Origin of the sequence: Methylomonas sp. EFPC1 (genome assembly GCF_016925515.1) — a bacterium.
In the GTDB taxonomy this organism is placed as follows: domain Bacteria; phylum Pseudomonadota; class Gammaproteobacteria; order Methylococcales; family Methylomonadaceae; genus Methylomonas; species Methylomonas defluvii.
In genome coordinates this window covers 1082432-1097637 of the sequence record NZ_CP070494.1, presented here as the reverse complement: position 1 = coordinate 1097637, position 15206 = coordinate 1082432, and the positions used below count along the sequence as shown (strand labels likewise).

The window sequence follows — 15206 nt, the reverse complement described above, 5'->3', positions numbered from 1 at the left end:
AATAGCAAGGGGGTCGAAAAGCGGCAAATTCTAACAGTTTTATGGTGCAATTGCCTTTTTAATTGCCAAAGCAAGCTGGGCAGGGATCTCGATTATTGAAAAACATCAACGACATTCGGCAGTAAACACCAACTGATTTTTGCCACGTTGCTTTGCCAGATACATTGCATCGTCAGCACATTTAATCAACAATTCGGCTTCGAAATGATCGGTGGGATACATGGCAATACCGATACTGGCACCAATTTTGACAGTCTTTCCATGAATTAAAAATGCTTGATTGATCGCTTTCAACACATTTAGCGCCACTTGCTTGGCCGCCAACACCGAGTGCAGCGACGTTAGCACGAATACGAACTCATCGCCGCCCAAACGCGCGACGGTATCGACTTCACGGCAACATTGTTCAAAACGCCGAGCCACGGCTTGCAATAACTCATCGCCGGCATCGTGCCCCATTTCATCGTTGACATCCTTGAAACCGTCCAAATCCAAAAACAGTACTGCCAAAAATGTCGAATCGCGCTTGGCCCGCAGCAAGTCTTGCCGCAAGCGCTCGATCAACAAACCACGATTCGGCAAACCGGTGAGTTGATCATGAAACGCCAAATGCATTAATTGTTTTTCCTTGCGCTCCTGCTCGCTGACATCGGTAATCGTGCACAAACTAATCTGATCGTTAAATTCAAACAGCGTTTGGGTGTTGATTTTGGCGACAAAGGTGGAATTGTCGCGCCGCAGCCCCAGCATTCGGGCATTGTCCGCAATAATCAATTCTTTTAAAGGCTTGCCGATCAAGACCTGATCGCCATATCCGAACAACTGATTGGCGGCCTTATTGACGGAAAGCACACTTTCGTCTCGGCCATACAAAACGATACCGGTCTCGATGGAATCGATAATATTGCGCAAGGCCTGCACATTGCCCTGCGATTGCTTGATTTGCGCCAGCAAACGTTTGCAGACCAGAGCAAAATTCAACAGCGCCAGTAATAACAGACTAGCTTGCAAGGTACGCAAGTAGAACACTTCCTTGGTAGCGTTCTGCTGCAATGCTGTAGTAAGTTCATTCATCAAACCCAGCAATTGCGAGTTATGCATCAACAATGTATTTAATGCCGGCCGCAAAACCTCGACATCAACCCCTGCACCACCTTGTTCAACCGGCAATAAGCGTTTATGAATCAAAGTCCAAAGCTGGGACGCCGAGACCGTAATCATTTGCGTATTGGGGGCTTCGGTGGCAGCCAGATAAACCGGTTTGCCATCACCGCTACTGGTCATGCTGCCCTGCAAAAATCCGTTTAAGGTTTTATCGAACAAATCGACGGCATCGGAAAATTCGCTAAAAGCGTTGTGCTTCTCCGCGTCGGTTTGCGCAACATGCAACATCAGCAAAGATTTGGTCATGCGCTGCGACAACATGCGCTGGCGGCCGGACAAATTAATAGCCAACGCACTCTTTTCCAGCTTTGCAGAAATCCAAAAATTAAGCCCCAGCGCCACCGCATCAAATACGATGAATAACACCACCGGAATGAAAATCGCCGGAAGCTTGCCGCGGGTCTTTTCGGTCATGTCAGGCGGCCGCTTATAAGCCCTGATCTACGCCACTTTGTAACTTGGGCCACGTACTGAATGCAAACACCCAAATCATGATGACGTTGAGTATCGGCACCAACAAAACCAGGACCCAGCGCCCATCGAATCCGGCTTTTTCCAAAATCCGATAGCCCAACCACAGGCAAAACAGCATGAATACCGGTAACAACACAAAAAATAGTTCCATGGCTAGCGCTCCTGTTTTGTGTTCGGCCACTCTTGGAAGGCCAATTGCAAAAACACGATCAATAATCCAAAGACCGGCAAAAACACTAGCGCCGCCCACGCTGGGTTTAGCCCGGCTTTTTTATAGATCAGGATCGCCGGAATCGCGACCATCATGCCCACAATCATGGCCTGAAGTATCTCGGGAAACATCAACATGACACCTCCTAACAGTTTTCGTTGCCTATCATTACACGCTTTCGGATGCGCGCCAATCCAATTGGTAACAAGCGTCCGCCGCGCTGAGCCAAGCCCATTCCGCTACCCATAAACCTGCTACCGCAGCCAAGCAACCATTTAAATAAATCAAAGGCCGAATTTCTCTTTCCCAAGGCGGAACCCCTGCCTCTTGGTAAAGCTTTTTTAGACAATGATGACCGGCTCGACCAGGTATTTTAAGGGTTTCGCCACCCCGCCTGGGCTCCACTGTCACTGTCGCATTATTCCACAAGTTTTTGGATAGCCCGGCCGATGCAGTGCTTCTGGTCAATACATAGCCATTGCTCAAGGTTATCCACCCCTGCTCTTGGTTCCACGACTTTGCCTGAGTTTCTTTTTGTAAGCGTTGCTCGGGGATGCAATACAATTTTTGCCGATATTTTCGGATGGAATGGCCTTGAATATTAATTTGCGGCAACGCATCGGCACGCCCAGCCGTTAACTGCCCGACCAGCGTTTGCAACACCGCCTGGCTCGGCGGCTTCAAACCCACGCGCCCCAACCATTGCCGTAAAAGACAATTCAGTTGCGTTGCCGTGAGGGCTGATAAATCGGCGACAGTGAAACTACCATCGGTCGGATCGAAAACCGTCGGCAAGGTCTGCTTCGCCCAAGCCTCTATCATCCGTGCCGCGTCGCCGCAATGCCCGGCCGAACGTGCAACCGTTTTATCAAGTGCCGGCCAGCGCTGTTTTAATAATGGAAGAATGTCGTTACGCAGGTAATTGCGGTCGAAATCGCTGCTTTGATTACTGGGATCTTCCACCCACTGCAAACCTTGAGTTTGTGCATAGCGTTGTATCTCGGCCTTGGCCACATTCAATAGTGGCCGCAACATTTGTCCCTTCCCAAAATCGCTGGTAAACGGCATGCCGGCCAAGCCTGACACTCCGGCGCCTCTGAACAATTGCAGCAACAACGTTTCCATCTGGTCCTCGCGATGCTGGGCCAGCAAAATAACATCGTCGACAGCCAATAATTCCCGTAGCGCCCGATAACGGGCCTCTCGTGCCGCCGCCTCAGGACTTTCGCCGCCACCGGCTTGCGCATCGACCCGCAGCAACCGAAAATCGACTCTCAGGCGTTCCGCTTGCCGACGGCAATGCTCACCCCATTCCGCCGACGCCGCCTGCAAACCGTGATCGACGTAAACAGCAACGATTTTGCCGATAAGCGCGGGCAACTCGGCGCACAAATCCAGAAGAACAGTCGAATCCAAGCCGCCGCTATACGCGACAAAAACTTTCCGGCACGTGGCTGGCAACAGCGCGGCAATAACTTGAGAATTGAGATCGGGCATGCTTTACTCACAAAAAAGGCCGATTTGACTCGGCCTTTTATCGAACAACTAAACTAGCTGACAGTGTTATTTGATCGGCTCTTCGATATACGAACCAAAACGCATAATACGTTGGTAGCGCCTTTCCAGCAGCAGGTCCATATTGTCCGCTTGTTGCTTCAGTTCGTTAAGATGTCTGGTCAAGGCCTCTTGCAAATTGGCTGCAATTTTTTCGAAATTGCGATGACCGCCACCGACAGGCTCGCGGATCACTTCATCCAGAAAGCCTTGTTCGCGAACGCGGTCCGAGGTGATACCCATCGCTTCCGCAGCCAATTGGGCCTTATCGGCACTTTTCCATAAAATCGAAGCACAACCTTCCGGCGATATAACCGCGTAGGTACTGTATTCCAGCATTAACAATCTATCGCCCACACCGATAGCCAATGCGCCACCGGAACCGCCTTCTCCGATTACTGTACAAATAATCGGGGTGCGTAATTTGGACATTTCAAACAGATTCCGGGCAATGGCCTCGCTTTGGCCGCGTTCCTCGGCACCGATACCCGGATAAGCCCCCGGGGTATCTATCAAACAGATGATAGGCAGTTTGAAACGTTCGGCTAACTTCATTACTCGCAAGGCTTTGCGGTAACCTTCCGGACGCGGCATACCGAAATTACGATAAATCTTTTCCTTGGTATCCCGGCCTTTTTGATGGCCGATTACCACTACCGGCTGACCTTCCAGACGGGCCATCCCACAGACGATCGCCGGATCGTCGGCATAGGAGCGATCGCCGTGCAGTTCGTGAAACTCGGTGAAAATCAGGTCGATATAGTCCAGCGTATAAGGCCGGCCCGGATGTCTGGACAATTGCGAGATTTGCCAGTCCGACAAATCCGCGAAAATGCTTTCCGTCAAACTCTCGCATTTCTGCTCAAGCTGCTTCAAGGTTTCGGAAATGTCGAAATTGTTGTCGAGTTCGACCTTACGCAGCTCTTCTATCTTGGCCTGGAGTTCGGCAATCGGCTGTTCGAAATCTAAGAATTTTAAATCCATGTCAATCCGGCTTTAGAATCAATAAAATGGTCGGCAATTCTAATGAAAAATGCCGCCATTGCCTATTTGTTTTACCGAGTCCCCGCAAATGAAGAATGCTACCGCCTTTGACAATACCGCTTATGCACCGCTTGCGGCCAGAATGCGCCCGACTACGCTGGACGATTTCATAGGTCAGCAACACCTGCTGGGCAAGGGCAAATCGCTACGTGTGGCTATCGAACAAGGTGCACCTCACTCGCTAGTCTTTTGGGGGCCGCCCGGCGTCGGCAAAACCACTTTAGCCAAAATCATTGCCGCCAGCGCACATTGCCATTTCATCGAATTGTCGGCGGTCATGGCCGGCGTGAAAGAAATCCGGGCGGCAGTGGCCGAGGCGGAAGAAGTCAAACAAAGCCGCAATTTGAATACCGTGGCGTTTATCGACGAGATTCACCGTTTTTCCAAAAGCCAGCAGGATTCGTTGTTGGCGCCCATCGAAAGCGGCGCGATTATTTTATTTGGTGCCACCACCGAAAATCCTTCGTTCGAATTGAATAATGCCTTGTTGTCCCGACTACGCGTCTACGTGATGCGCAGTATCGAAACCGAAGATTTGGAAGCCTTGCTGCAAAATGCCTTGACCGACAAAGTGCGCGGACTGGGCAGTCGGGATTTGCGAATCGAAGACGATATATTGACCATGATCGCTAAAGCCGCCGACGGCGATGCACGCCGCTGCCTGAACATCCTGCAAATCGCTGCCGATCTGGCGGAAAACCTCGACGGCCGGGAAACCGTCAATCGTGAAGTGCTGGACGAAGTGCTGCTAGGCCATGCTAACCGCTTCGACAAAGGCGGCGATATTTTTTATGACCAGATTTCGGCTTTACACAAATCGGTACGCGGCACCGATCCAGACGCTGCATTGTACTGGTTTGCCAGGATGCTGGATGGCGGTTGCGATCCTCTGTATATCGCCCGCCGAGTAATCCGGATGGCATCCGAAGACATAGGCAATGCCGACCCGCGCGGTCTGGAATTAGCGTTGAACGCCGCAAACGCTTACGAGCGGCTAGGCAGCCCGGAAGGCGAACTGTCGCTGGCACAAGCCATCGTTTACCTGGCCTGCGCGCCGAAAAGCAACGCAGTGTACGTCGCCTATAAAGCCGCGATGGCGGACGCCCGCAATAGCGGTTCGCTGGAAGTACCCATCCATTTGCGCAACGCGCCGACCAAATTAATGAAGGAACTGGGACATGGCGCCGAGTATCGCTACGCCCATGACGAGAAAAATGCTTATGCCGCCGGCGAAAACTACTTCCCTGAATCATTAAAAAACAGGCAGTATTATTTTCCGGTGGAGCGCGGTTTGGAGATAAAAATAAAAGAGAAACTGGGCTTTTTAAGGAAGTTATAAAAATTCAAACCCGCACGTAATCTACCGGCGTAGCTAAAATTGGCCAATGCGGAATAGATCATAAAAACGATGACAACTTTGATATTATCGACAGCGGCACTTTCTAACTCTTACCACTAATATCATCTAGGCAAAAAAAACTCCCGTAGACCCATGAGACTACGGGAGTATGAACACAAGCGAATAATGAAAAATATCGCTTGCAAGTCTCTGACTATATTGAAAAACTTTCAATTCTTAACTGCTTGCACACGATTATTTAATAGAATCGTACTCCATAATGCCGCCACCCCAAACATCATTGTTGACAATATAAATTGCCCGGAAACAAAAGCGACTATACCTAAAAATGATACAGAACCGATAAATACATCTTTTTTTAATTCGTTCATTTGCGCCACCTAATATAAAAAATAATTAACAATTTAATAGTTTTTTAAATCATCCCAAATCTTCAATACCCTGTTCGAAAACGTGGCTTAAGTAAAACCTAAAATCGAATCATCCGCCACCGGCAATCGATAAATTTTGAATAGCTATCGCATTATTTTACTTTCAACAATATCCAGATCTACTGTAACCCTGATTAAATCTGGAGTTTGCTTATTGATGTTTATTGCGTTTTAAAACACCAAGTCAAATATGTGAATATATTCACAATCGAACGCCCACACTCAGTCTAGCTGCGTCAGAACCCGGTAAGCACCCGAAGTTGAAGTACACGAACACGGGCTTATAATGCATCCACCAACCCACGGAGCTTTTATGAAATTCAGTTCACGATTTAGTTTGTTTTTGTTGATGTTTGGCTTAGCCGCCTGCTCCAGCGCCTATTACAGCGGCCTGGAGAAAATTGGCATACCCAAACGCGAAGTGATGGTACATCGCGTGGAAAAAGCCCGGGATACTCAAGAGGAAACCAAGCAACAATTTAAGTCGGCGCTCGAACAATTCACCGTGATGACCAATTTCAAAGGCGGCGATTTGGAAGCCACCTACAACAAACTGAACGGTGAATATGAGGCCAGCGTCAAGAAAGCCGCGGAAGTGAACAAGCGCATCGCTGATATAGAGGACGTCTCCAACGCACTATTCAGCGAATGGGAAACCGAACTAACCCAATACAGCAATGTTTCACTAAGACGGAACAGCCAGCAAAAGTTGACGGCCACCAAAGCGCACTATCAACAATTGCTAGCGGCAATGCGCAAAGCCGAAACCAAAATCGAGCCGGTACTCAGCGTATTTCGCGATCAGGTGCTGTATCTGAAACACAATCTGAATGCCCAGGCCATTGCTTCGCTAAAAGGTCAGCTGGACTCGGTTAAATCGGATGTATCGGCTTTGGTAGTGGAAATGGAAAAGTCGATTAACGAGGCGGATGCGTTTATCAAAACGATGGAAAAGCAATAACGCTCCGCGATTAAATTATTACGGCCAAAGCTAAGCGGAACAAAACTTACCCTCTCCACGGAAAGGGTAAGACGCACAATTTCAGAACCTTATTCCTGATGAGCGAAACGCTTCCGCTCCTCGGCACTTTTACCGAGAGCCTTCGCCATCCAAGGCGGCGCAGCGTCAAACACTTTCTGAAACTCGGTGAGTTTCTCCACCGCATCGATCACATCGGGTTCCTTGATCGGATAAATATCGGCACGGATCACCTTGGCGGCCGCCGGCCCACCAATGGATTGCACAAACAATACGTGGCAATCCTTGATCATATTGGCCCGGAACAGATTTCTGTCGTCGGCGCTGTCGGCTTCCACTGTCGAGCGAATATCGATCAAGCGCATATCTGATCGGGACAATTGGTAGACCAAAAACCGGATGCAGGAACCAAAATGACCGTTCAATAGCTGCCCGCTATTGGAGGCAATCGCCACCCGGATCGACTCCGGAATATCACCCTCTTTATAAGGCATGATTTCCGGCAGCCCCTCATCTTCGTCTTCCTCGCCCCACAAATACCGGACCGCCAGCTTGATGTTTTCCAGACCGATGCCAATATCTTCGCCGTCTTCCTCGCCATCCAGACTTCCGATGCCGGTCTTCAGATTGGTAACGGTAATCGATTTCAGTTTTTCGTCATCCAACGGCGAGCCGACTTTTTCGTGCAACACACCGATCAACTTCGGTACATCTACTCCCGGCAAAATCCGCGAAGCCAGTGCAATACGCAAAGCCAGATCTCGTGATAATTGTTCCATAGCGTCACCCTTAAAGTTTGTGCTGTTCTTTCCAGTCGGCATAGCCGCCGGCCATGCTGTAGACCTGTTGAAAACCAAAATCGCCGAACATTTCCGCCAAATGCTCGCTGGCATGGCCGTAATAGCAATAAATCAGCAAAGGTTTGGCCTTGTCGGCTTTTTTTAACAGCGAATCGCGCAATTGCTCGTGGACATGCATGGCATTGTCGATATGCCCGGCCCGATAATCCTTGAGATCACGGCAATCCAATATCATCGGTTGCTGTTCAGCGATCAGCTTTTCGGAATCGACAGCGGAAATAGTTTTAAAATTTTTCATGGCGCATTCCCCAAAAAAGGTCCGCTGAACCCAACTTAAACCGGCCCAACGGCTAAATCTTTCTTAACCTCAATAGTTTGCGATAAAGCTGTCTCCAAACTGATAGGCTCGGCTTTGATTTTATAGCCCTTGGCTGCCTCATATGCAGTGATGACCTTGTCTTCGCCGGATTGGCCTTTCAGATCGGATTTTTCGATATAAAGCTCTTCCAGCATCAAATTCCAAACCATGCCTTCCTGATGCGGCAATAAATTGAAGACAACGCCGTCTAAAACGATTTGCGTTGGTTTGGCGATGTTTTGCACGTAAAACAGCGTGACGGTTTCAGGAGTCAAGGCATCCTTATATTTTTCAACGAATACCGGCAGATCCTCCAATTGAAAAAACAGGCCGTTGATAAACAGAATTTTGTCGCTGTCGGCTAATATCGCTGATTGATTGATCACCAGCTCCGGGGTTTTCCGGTCCCGAATATTCGTCGACCCTTCACGCAACTCGCCTTCGACCAACACCAAGTCGCCGCGAAACGCCGAAATGCCGGCTTTGCTGGTTTTGCCAACTAAGGTTGTGATCCATAAAAGCCCTTGGCTGTCGTATTTTTCAAGTAGCATCTGCTTAAATCCCCAATGAAAGGTAATGAATGAAAAGTCGTTAACAGCATGCAAGCAAAACACTTGCCAGGACGATTAAAACCACACCAAACCCATGGTTGAGACGGTTTTTGCTTGGTTTTCTGATGGGAATCATTCGCGGAAACCGGCAGTTTGGCGGCGAAGCGACCCGACAATGTCGCAAACGCGACAATTATCGAATGATGATTATTTAAGATTTGTAGGATTTATAACGAATATCTTTATCGGCCTAGCTAACAGTCGCCGGTAGGCACCAATGCAGCCAAGATCACGGCATTACTCTTAAATACGGCTGTCGCATTGGCGCCAGGTTTAAGTGTAAGAGCCTCAGCGCTAATCTGGGTGATAGTGGCAGCAATGGTTTCGCCACTGGGTAATTGGATAATCACTTCAGAATCCACACCATCAAAATGGATGCGAATCACACGACCAGCCAGACGATTCCGCGCCGACAATCCATGAAACCCAAGATCATCATCACCCAACACCAAAATATCCGGCGCATTGACCAATAACACGGCGTCGCCGCCTACCTTCAATTGCAAATTTACACATGTTGCCAACGGCACACTGGCAACAACTTGCTCTCCCCCCTTCAATGACACAAATACTTCGACGTTTACTGCGCCAGAATTGATCTTGGCAATCGTTCCGAACAGCTGGTTTCCGGCACTGGTTTTAATCACCTGACGTTTCAACAAAAGCATTACATCCGGATCGTCGATCAAACTTTGATTGAGCTGCTGCAAAAGGGCGCGATGCTGATCCTCTAGGCGGGCAAATAGCTTGAGCAAGGACAAACCCGCCGCCGTTAGCTTAGTACCGCCTCCCTTGCTGCCGCCCGTCGCGGTGGCTACTAAAACCTTCGGAGCCAGATTATTTGCACGCTCTATCATCTGCCACGCACCTTTGTAGCTTAATCCAGCCTGTTTAGCGGCTTGATTGATAGATCCGCTTTGCTCTATTGCCCGTAGCAAGCTGATCATGCGCCGATCCAAAATACCGGCTAGACGCAATTCACCTTCAAGCCAAGGGAGTTCTAGCGCCTTTGGATTTTTCTCTGGTGTAGACATTATTCAATTATTTATCTGATTTGAACAAAACGGATTGGCAACAAACACTATTTCCCACATTGAAATAAGTTATTTTTGTTTTTCGTTATTTACTTTTGTACATAACGAAAAGTAGACTGCCAACATTCCTTGGCCGTGATGAACGCCATAGCAAAGTCATACAAAAGCCAGGACATTATCATAAACCCAAGGCATTTAACCCGCTTAATAGGTAAACCATGGCCCCCAAAAACCGTTATCGCAAAGTCTGTTTTCTCACGGCAATGAGTGTGATCACAACGAACAGCCTCTATATTGACGTAAGTGAAGCGGCGGAAAATAAAACCTACAGCAAGCCGCCCATGGCCGCATTTTCCAGTCAGATGCAGGACGCCCTGCTGGGCAACGATAAATTCGAAAAGCCGGTCTGGAATCTGCACGACTCGCTAAATCTGCCAAAATGGCTGGATGCGTCTGTAGAGCAACGCACCCGTTACGAAACGATGGACGGCAACTTCAAGGCCAACGGCCGGGGCGGAGATCAGCAAATCGCCTTGCAAACTGCGCTATGGCTACAAGCGCACATCGCTAAATTCAGGATAGGTGCGGAATTTCTCGATGCACGCGCCTTGGGCGCCGATAGTGGTTCCGGCGTGAATAACACCCACGCGGATGCAGCGGACTTTATTCAAGGTTATCTGGCCTGGGCAGATCAAAACCTGTTTTACAGCGGCATTGGCGCTGATATTGTGGCGGGGCGGCAAACGCTGAACTTGGGCAGTCGCCGCTTAATTGCCCGCAATGCGATGCGCAACGACATCAACAGTTTTACCGGCGTAAAACTCCGGCTGCTGAATTACGATCAATGGCAATTTACCGGCTTTGTAACGATGCCGGTCAACCGCTACCCGACCGCTTCAGCTGATATTCTCAACGAGGTCCACGAGTTCGACGAAGAAGACACCCACACCTGGTTTTCCGGCGGCTTTTTGGAACTGTACAACCTGGCCTGGGGCGTCAACAGCGAAGTTTATCTATACCATCTCGACGAAGGCGACAGCATCCGCAATCCCACCCGCAATCGCCGCTATTTCACACCCGGCGTGCGCTTTTATCTGAAACCCAAGAAGGCCAATTTCGACTTTCAAACCGAAACCATCGGCCAGCTAGGCACCGTCCGTTCCAGTACAGCCGCCAGCAATGGCCGCGATTTGGAGCACGCGGCCTGGTACCAACATGCCGATTTCGGCTATACCTTCGATGCCCCTTGGTCACCGCGTTTTGCGTTGGAATACGACTATGCCAGCGGTGACGAAAACCCAAACGACAATCAAGACCAACGCTTCGACACCTTGTACGGCGCACGGCGCTTCGAGTTCGGCGCGACGGGTATGTATGGCGCATTCGCCCGCAGCAATATCAGCACGCCTGGTTACAGAATCGCCGCCGCGCCGCGCAGCGATGTGCAGCTTGGACTGAGTCACCGTTTCTATTGGCTGGCATCGGCCAGAGACAGTTGGACGGCAGCCGGTTTGCAAGATAGCAGCGGTCGTAGCGGCGATTTTGTCGGTCAACAATTGGAATTGACCGCCCGTTGGGATTTCAACAGCAGCCTAAATTTCGAAACCGGCTGGGCACATCTGTTCAAGGGCGAATTCGCCAAAAAAGCACCGTCGGCACCGACTGTTAAAGACGACGTCGATTATGTTTACGTGCAGAGCCAATTACGGTTTTAAACGCTTTATCATTAAGGAGAAATAGTATGTCGTTTATCGCTTTAAACCGAATTATTCTGGCCCTATCGCTGGCCGCGCTAAGCGCGATAGCGCAAGCCGAAACGACTTTAGTCGCGGTGGCGGCTAACTTTACCAAGCCAATGACGGAAATCGCCGAGGCGTTTGAAAAAGCCAGCGGCCACAGTGCCAAGCTTTCCTTCGGATCGTCCGGCAAATTCGTCGCCCAATTTGAGAACGGCGCGCCGTTTGAGGTGTTTCTATCGGCTGATGACAAAAGCCCGCTGAAACTGGAGCAATCCGGTTTGGCCGTAGCCGGCACCCGCTTTACTTATGCCATCGGTAAGTTGGTACTGTGGTCCAGCAACCCTAGTTATGTGGACGAACAAGGCCAAATTCTCAGCAAAGGTGACTTCAAACATCTGGCTCTGGCTGATCCGAAACTGGCACCTTACGGCGCAGCGGCAGTGGAAGTCCTGAAAAGCCAAGGTTTATTGGAAAAACTGCAACCCTTATTCGTGCAAGGCGAAAACATCGCCCAAACTCATCAATTCATCAGTACCGGCAACGCCGAGCTGGGCTTTGTGGCTTTATCGCAAGTGATCGAAAACGGCAAAATTGGCTCGGGCTCCGGCTGGATCGTTCCGAAACATCTGCATACTCCCATTCTGCAAGATGCGGTGCTGCTGAAAACCGGCGCCGAAAATCCGGCAGCGCAGGCTTTGCTGGCGTTTCTAAAATCACCGCCGGCATTAGCAATCATCGAGAAATACGGCTATGCCTTACCGGCTGTCAATTAATTTTCCACGCAATACCGTTATGAGACGGACTCCCCCCCACACTTCACGAGGAATTACTATGAAAACCAGCGCACGTAACCAATTTTCCGGCACCGTTAATCAAGTCATCATCGGTGCCGTCAACGCCGAGGTACATGTTGGCTTAAAAGGCGGCGAAACCATCGTCGCCTCGATCACCAAAGAATCCGTTGAAAACTTGGCCATCGAAACCGGCAAGAAAGTCATCGCGTTGGTTAAAGCGCCACAAGTGATCGTCGTCACCGATTTCGGCGGTTACCGGATTTCGGCGCGCAACCAGCTGGAAGGCACGATAACTGACGTCAAGCCCGGCGCGGTCAACACCGAAGTGGATATTGCCCTGCCCGGCGGCGACAAAATTGCGGCTACCGTTACCAACGATAGCGTGGAAACCCTGGGGCTGCGTAAAGGCCAAACGGCCACGGCAATATTCAAGGCCGGCGCGGTGATTCTTGGCGTGCAAGGCTAATAAAATGCGCGACCCGGCCACCAAGCCGGGTTGGCTTTAACCACCGGAGGTGGTCATGCTGCTGGAAATGAATGTCAAACTGCGTCGCGGTCATTTCGACCTCAGCACGCAATGTTCGGTGGGCGACATCAGCGTTGGCCTGTTCGGGCAATCCGGCGCCGGAAAAAGCACCTTACTGGGCTTGATCGCCGGCACTATCCAGCCGCAAAGCGGGCATATCGCATTGGACGGCAAGATTTTGTTCGACAGCCGCAAAGGCATCGTAATGCCGCGCGAACAACGGCCGATAGGCGCTGTATTGCAAATCGATTGCGCCGACGCCAGCGAAACCGTGCGCGACAATTTAAGCGCCGCCTATTACCGAACCCTAAAACAGCGCCGGCTATTCAAACCGGACTATCTAATCAACTTACTGGAACTGGGCGCCAACCTGGACCAGCCTATCGAACGGCTCTCGGTTGGTGAGCGCCAGCGGGTGGCGCTAGCCCGTTCCCTGCTGAAATCGCCAAAACTATTACTGTTGGACGAAACCTTCGCCGCCATCGGCCATGGTTACCGTTCGCAACTACTGCCGATTTTGAAACGCTTGCAAGACGAATTCGGCTTGCCGGCACTGTATGCCAGCCAGTCGCTGGGCGAAATCCTGGAATTGACCGACCAGCTGATCGTGCTGGAACATGGTCAGGTGCTGCGCAGCGGCTCCTTGCGCGAAGTGGCCAAACAACAAGGTATCTTGCGTTACCTTGGTATTCGCCAGATCGACAACATCTTGCCGATCAGTATTCGCAGTCACGATGCACAGGCGGGTTGCAGTATGGCGGACAGTTTCGGTCTGCCGCTGGCATTGCCGCTACGCCCCCAGGTTGCAATCGGCAGCCACAGCCAGGTATCGATACGCGCCAACGACATCGCTCTGTCTCGGACCTACATTGATGGCATCTCCATTCAGAATCAACTAAAAGGCCGGATCTGCGCGATCATTCCCAGCGGCGAAAGCCTGATCGTGCAAGTCGATTGCGGGGGGACTTTATTGGTGGAAATTACGCCGGGCGCCTGTCAGAGCATGGCGTTGCGGGAAGGCGACGTGGTGTATTGCCTGATTAAAACTCACGCCATCGTTTATCTGGCCGAGATGGACACCCTACCCTACCAACGCATTGTCAGCCACGACGACGGCTACTATTATTTGAACAATGCTGGCGTAGACACCCACAGTGTTTTGGAATACCGCTACTGAATTCTGCGGTTTAAACGGCACCCAAACTGTCGCTGAGAAAAGTATCTAACTGTTGTAGCGCGATTGCTTGCCCCGCTGCAACGGCATGGTCTGCGGCAAGGTTATAACCCCAGAGGGCGAGGAATAATTTCACATCCGCCAACTCCGGATGTTTTTGCACCCCATCGAGTGCCGGTAGGCGATCCTCAGTGAAATAAATCGGCTGGCCCGGATGCTGAGCTTTCAATCCTTTCAGAACGTCAGGTTTGCTGAGCTTGCGGTCCATCCCGAAAATCTTCTCGTCGGCCAATTCAATGTTGTTGGCTCTGAGGATTTCCTTGACGAAGCGTTCTTGCTTGGTCGTAATCACACACCACAAATGCCTCTGGCCCAAGCGCCGCAATTTTTCCGCAACCCCCGGATACAAAGGATTCTTGGCTATCCAATCGGCACGATCACTAGCAATCCAATTGTCGCGAGTATCACCGAACAGCTTTTTCAAATCGTCGATGCTTAAATGGATTTCATCCAGCATCCGTTGCACTTTAGCGGCGTAGTTGGCGTAAATAGCGGCAGTGCTTTTGCCCAAATACATGAGGCGGATGATCAGAATAGCTTCGTAACCCGTCTCGATAATCGGTCGCACTTCGCGAAACTGCTCAACGATAGCCTGAGGTACCGCGTCAGGCATGTCTTTCCAAATAGTAGTGCCGGCTTTCCAGCCGGTGATCGCGGTTTCAACTGCACTGTCGCAGACAACGCCATCAAAATCCAGTGCATAAATAATCGAATCGTTCATTGAAATTAGGGGTATCCGGAGTCACGGTAAGTGAGCGGTATTGTAACGGATGAAGCGGCGGATAATCTGGATTGCATCGCAAAACTTTCCAGTAATCGTGTCACCTTCAATCATTCTTAACCCTGCTCTTAAATACCCCTCGCCTTTTGTCCTTGAGGGCACAGAATTAATC

General features: G+C 50.3%; 17 protein-coding genes. 6 read left to right on the top strand and 11 right to left on the bottom strand.

What is annotated here, in order from left to right; translation table 11 throughout:
* Window positions 1-105: 105 nt before the first annotated feature.
* From JWZ98_RS05215 to accA, 5 genes are all read right to left on the bottom strand, one after another.
* Window positions 106-1578 carry a diguanylate cyclase gene (locus JWZ98_RS05215; protein WP_205453531.1) on the bottom strand — a complete coding sequence of 491 codons (1473 nt, stop codon included), beginning with the start codon at window positions 1576-1578 and terminating at the stop codon, window positions 106-108.
* Window positions 1579-1591: 13 nt separating this feature from the next.
* Window positions 1592-1789, bottom strand: a complete 198-nt coding sequence (locus JWZ98_RS05210) for a hypothetical protein (protein WP_033158828.1) — start codon at window positions 1787-1789, stop codon at window positions 1592-1594.
* A 2-nt stretch (window positions 1790-1791) separates the two neighbouring features.
* Window positions 1792-1986: a hypothetical protein gene (locus JWZ98_RS05205; protein WP_033158827.1), complete on the bottom strand. Its 195-nt coding sequence runs from the start codon at window positions 1984-1986 to the stop codon at window positions 1792-1794.
* A gap of 31 nt (window positions 1987-2017) precedes the next feature.
* Window positions 2018-3346 carry a tRNA lysidine(34) synthetase TilS gene (gene tilS / locus JWZ98_RS05200; protein WP_205453530.1) on the bottom strand — a complete coding sequence of 443 codons (1329 nt, stop codon included), beginning with the start codon at window positions 3344-3346 and terminating at the stop codon, window positions 2018-2020.
* A gap of 66 nt (window positions 3347-3412) precedes the next feature.
* A complete protein-coding gene (gene accA, locus JWZ98_RS05195; protein WP_205453529.1) occupies window positions 3413-4387 on the bottom strand; it encodes an acetyl-CoA carboxylase carboxyl transferase subunit alpha in 975 nt (324 codons plus the stop codon).
* A gap of 88 nt (window positions 4388-4475) precedes the next feature.
* Between accA and JWZ98_RS05190 the strand changes: the two genes are divergently transcribed.
* Window positions 4476-5786: a replication-associated recombination protein A gene (locus tag JWZ98_RS05190; protein ID WP_205453528.1), complete on the top strand. Its 1311-nt coding sequence runs from the start codon at window positions 4476-4478 to the stop codon at window positions 5784-5786.
* 230 nt (window positions 5787-6016) lie between these two features.
* On the opposite strand, the gene JWZ98_RS05185 is transcribed toward JWZ98_RS05190, so the two are convergent.
* Window positions 6017-6178 (bottom strand): hypothetical protein, encoded by a 162-nt coding sequence (locus JWZ98_RS05185; RefSeq protein ID WP_165385922.1) that lies wholly within the window; start codon window positions 6176-6178, stop codon window positions 6017-6019.
* A gap of 373 nt (window positions 6179-6551) precedes the next feature.
* On the opposite strand from JWZ98_RS05185, the gene JWZ98_RS05180 reads away from it, so the two are divergent.
* Window positions 6552-7199 carry a DUF2959 domain-containing protein gene (locus tag JWZ98_RS05180; protein ID WP_101051837.1) on the top strand — a complete coding sequence of 216 codons (648 nt, stop codon included), beginning with the start codon at window positions 6552-6554 and terminating at the stop codon, window positions 7197-7199.
* A gap of 89 nt (window positions 7200-7288) precedes the next feature.
* Here the strand turns inward: JWZ98_RS05180 and JWZ98_RS05175 are convergent, their stop codons facing one another.
* From JWZ98_RS05175 to JWZ98_RS05160, 4 genes are all read right to left on the bottom strand, one after another.
* Window positions 7289-7996, bottom strand: coding sequence for a dinitrogenase iron-molybdenum cofactor biosynthesis protein (locus tag JWZ98_RS05175; RefSeq protein ID WP_033157020.1), 708 nt, complete (start codon window positions 7994-7996; stop codon window positions 7289-7291).
* 10 nt (window positions 7997-8006) lie between these two features.
* Window positions 8007-8315 (bottom strand): rhodanese-like domain-containing protein, encoded by a 309-nt coding sequence (locus JWZ98_RS05170; RefSeq protein ID WP_033157021.1) that lies wholly within the window; start codon window positions 8313-8315, stop codon window positions 8007-8009.
* 35 nt (window positions 8316-8350) lie between these two features.
* Window positions 8351-8926, bottom strand: coding sequence for a hypothetical protein (locus JWZ98_RS05165; protein WP_171696337.1), 576 nt, complete (start codon window positions 8924-8926; stop codon window positions 8351-8353).
* Window positions 8927-9180: 254 nt separating this feature from the next.
* Window positions 9181-10020, bottom strand: a complete 840-nt coding sequence (locus JWZ98_RS05160; RefSeq protein ID WP_033157022.1) for a TOBE domain-containing protein — start codon at window positions 10018-10020, stop codon at window positions 9181-9183.
* A gap of 218 nt (window positions 10021-10238) precedes the next feature.
* Here JWZ98_RS05160 and JWZ98_RS05155 point away from each other — a divergent pair, with 218 nt between their 5' ends.
* The 4 genes from JWZ98_RS05155 to JWZ98_RS05140 are packed head-to-tail and all read left to right on the top strand — an operon-like array spanning window position 10239 to window position 14256.
* The gene (locus JWZ98_RS05155; protein ID WP_205453527.1) at window positions 10239-11735 is read left to right on the top strand and encodes an alginate export family protein; all 1497 of its coding nucleotides are present in this window, start codon (window positions 10239-10241) and stop codon (window positions 11733-11735) included.
* A gap of 26 nt (window positions 11736-11761) precedes the next feature.
* Window positions 11762-12532, top strand: a complete 771-nt coding sequence (gene modA, locus JWZ98_RS05150) for a molybdate ABC transporter substrate-binding protein (RefSeq protein WP_101051840.1) — start codon at window positions 11762-11764, stop codon at window positions 12530-12532.
* A gap of 58 nt (window positions 12533-12590) precedes the next feature.
* Window positions 12591-13019 carry a TOBE domain-containing protein gene (locus JWZ98_RS05145; RefSeq protein ID WP_033157025.1) on the top strand — a complete coding sequence of 143 codons (429 nt, stop codon included), beginning with the start codon at window positions 12591-12593 and terminating at the stop codon, window positions 13017-13019.
* 55 nt (window positions 13020-13074) lie between these two features.
* Window positions 13075-14256, top strand: coding sequence for an ATP-binding cassette domain-containing protein (locus JWZ98_RS05140; protein ID WP_205453526.1), 1182 nt, complete (start codon window positions 13075-13077; stop codon window positions 14254-14256).
* Window positions 14257-14266: 10 nt separating this feature from the next.
* On the opposite strand, the gene JWZ98_RS05135 is transcribed toward JWZ98_RS05140, so the two are convergent.
* Window positions 14267-15034 carry an HAD family hydrolase gene (locus tag JWZ98_RS05135; RefSeq protein ID WP_205453525.1) on the bottom strand — a complete coding sequence of 256 codons (768 nt, stop codon included), beginning with the start codon at window positions 15032-15034 and terminating at the stop codon, window positions 14267-14269.
* Between the last annotated feature and the right edge of the window lie 172 nt (window positions 15035-15206).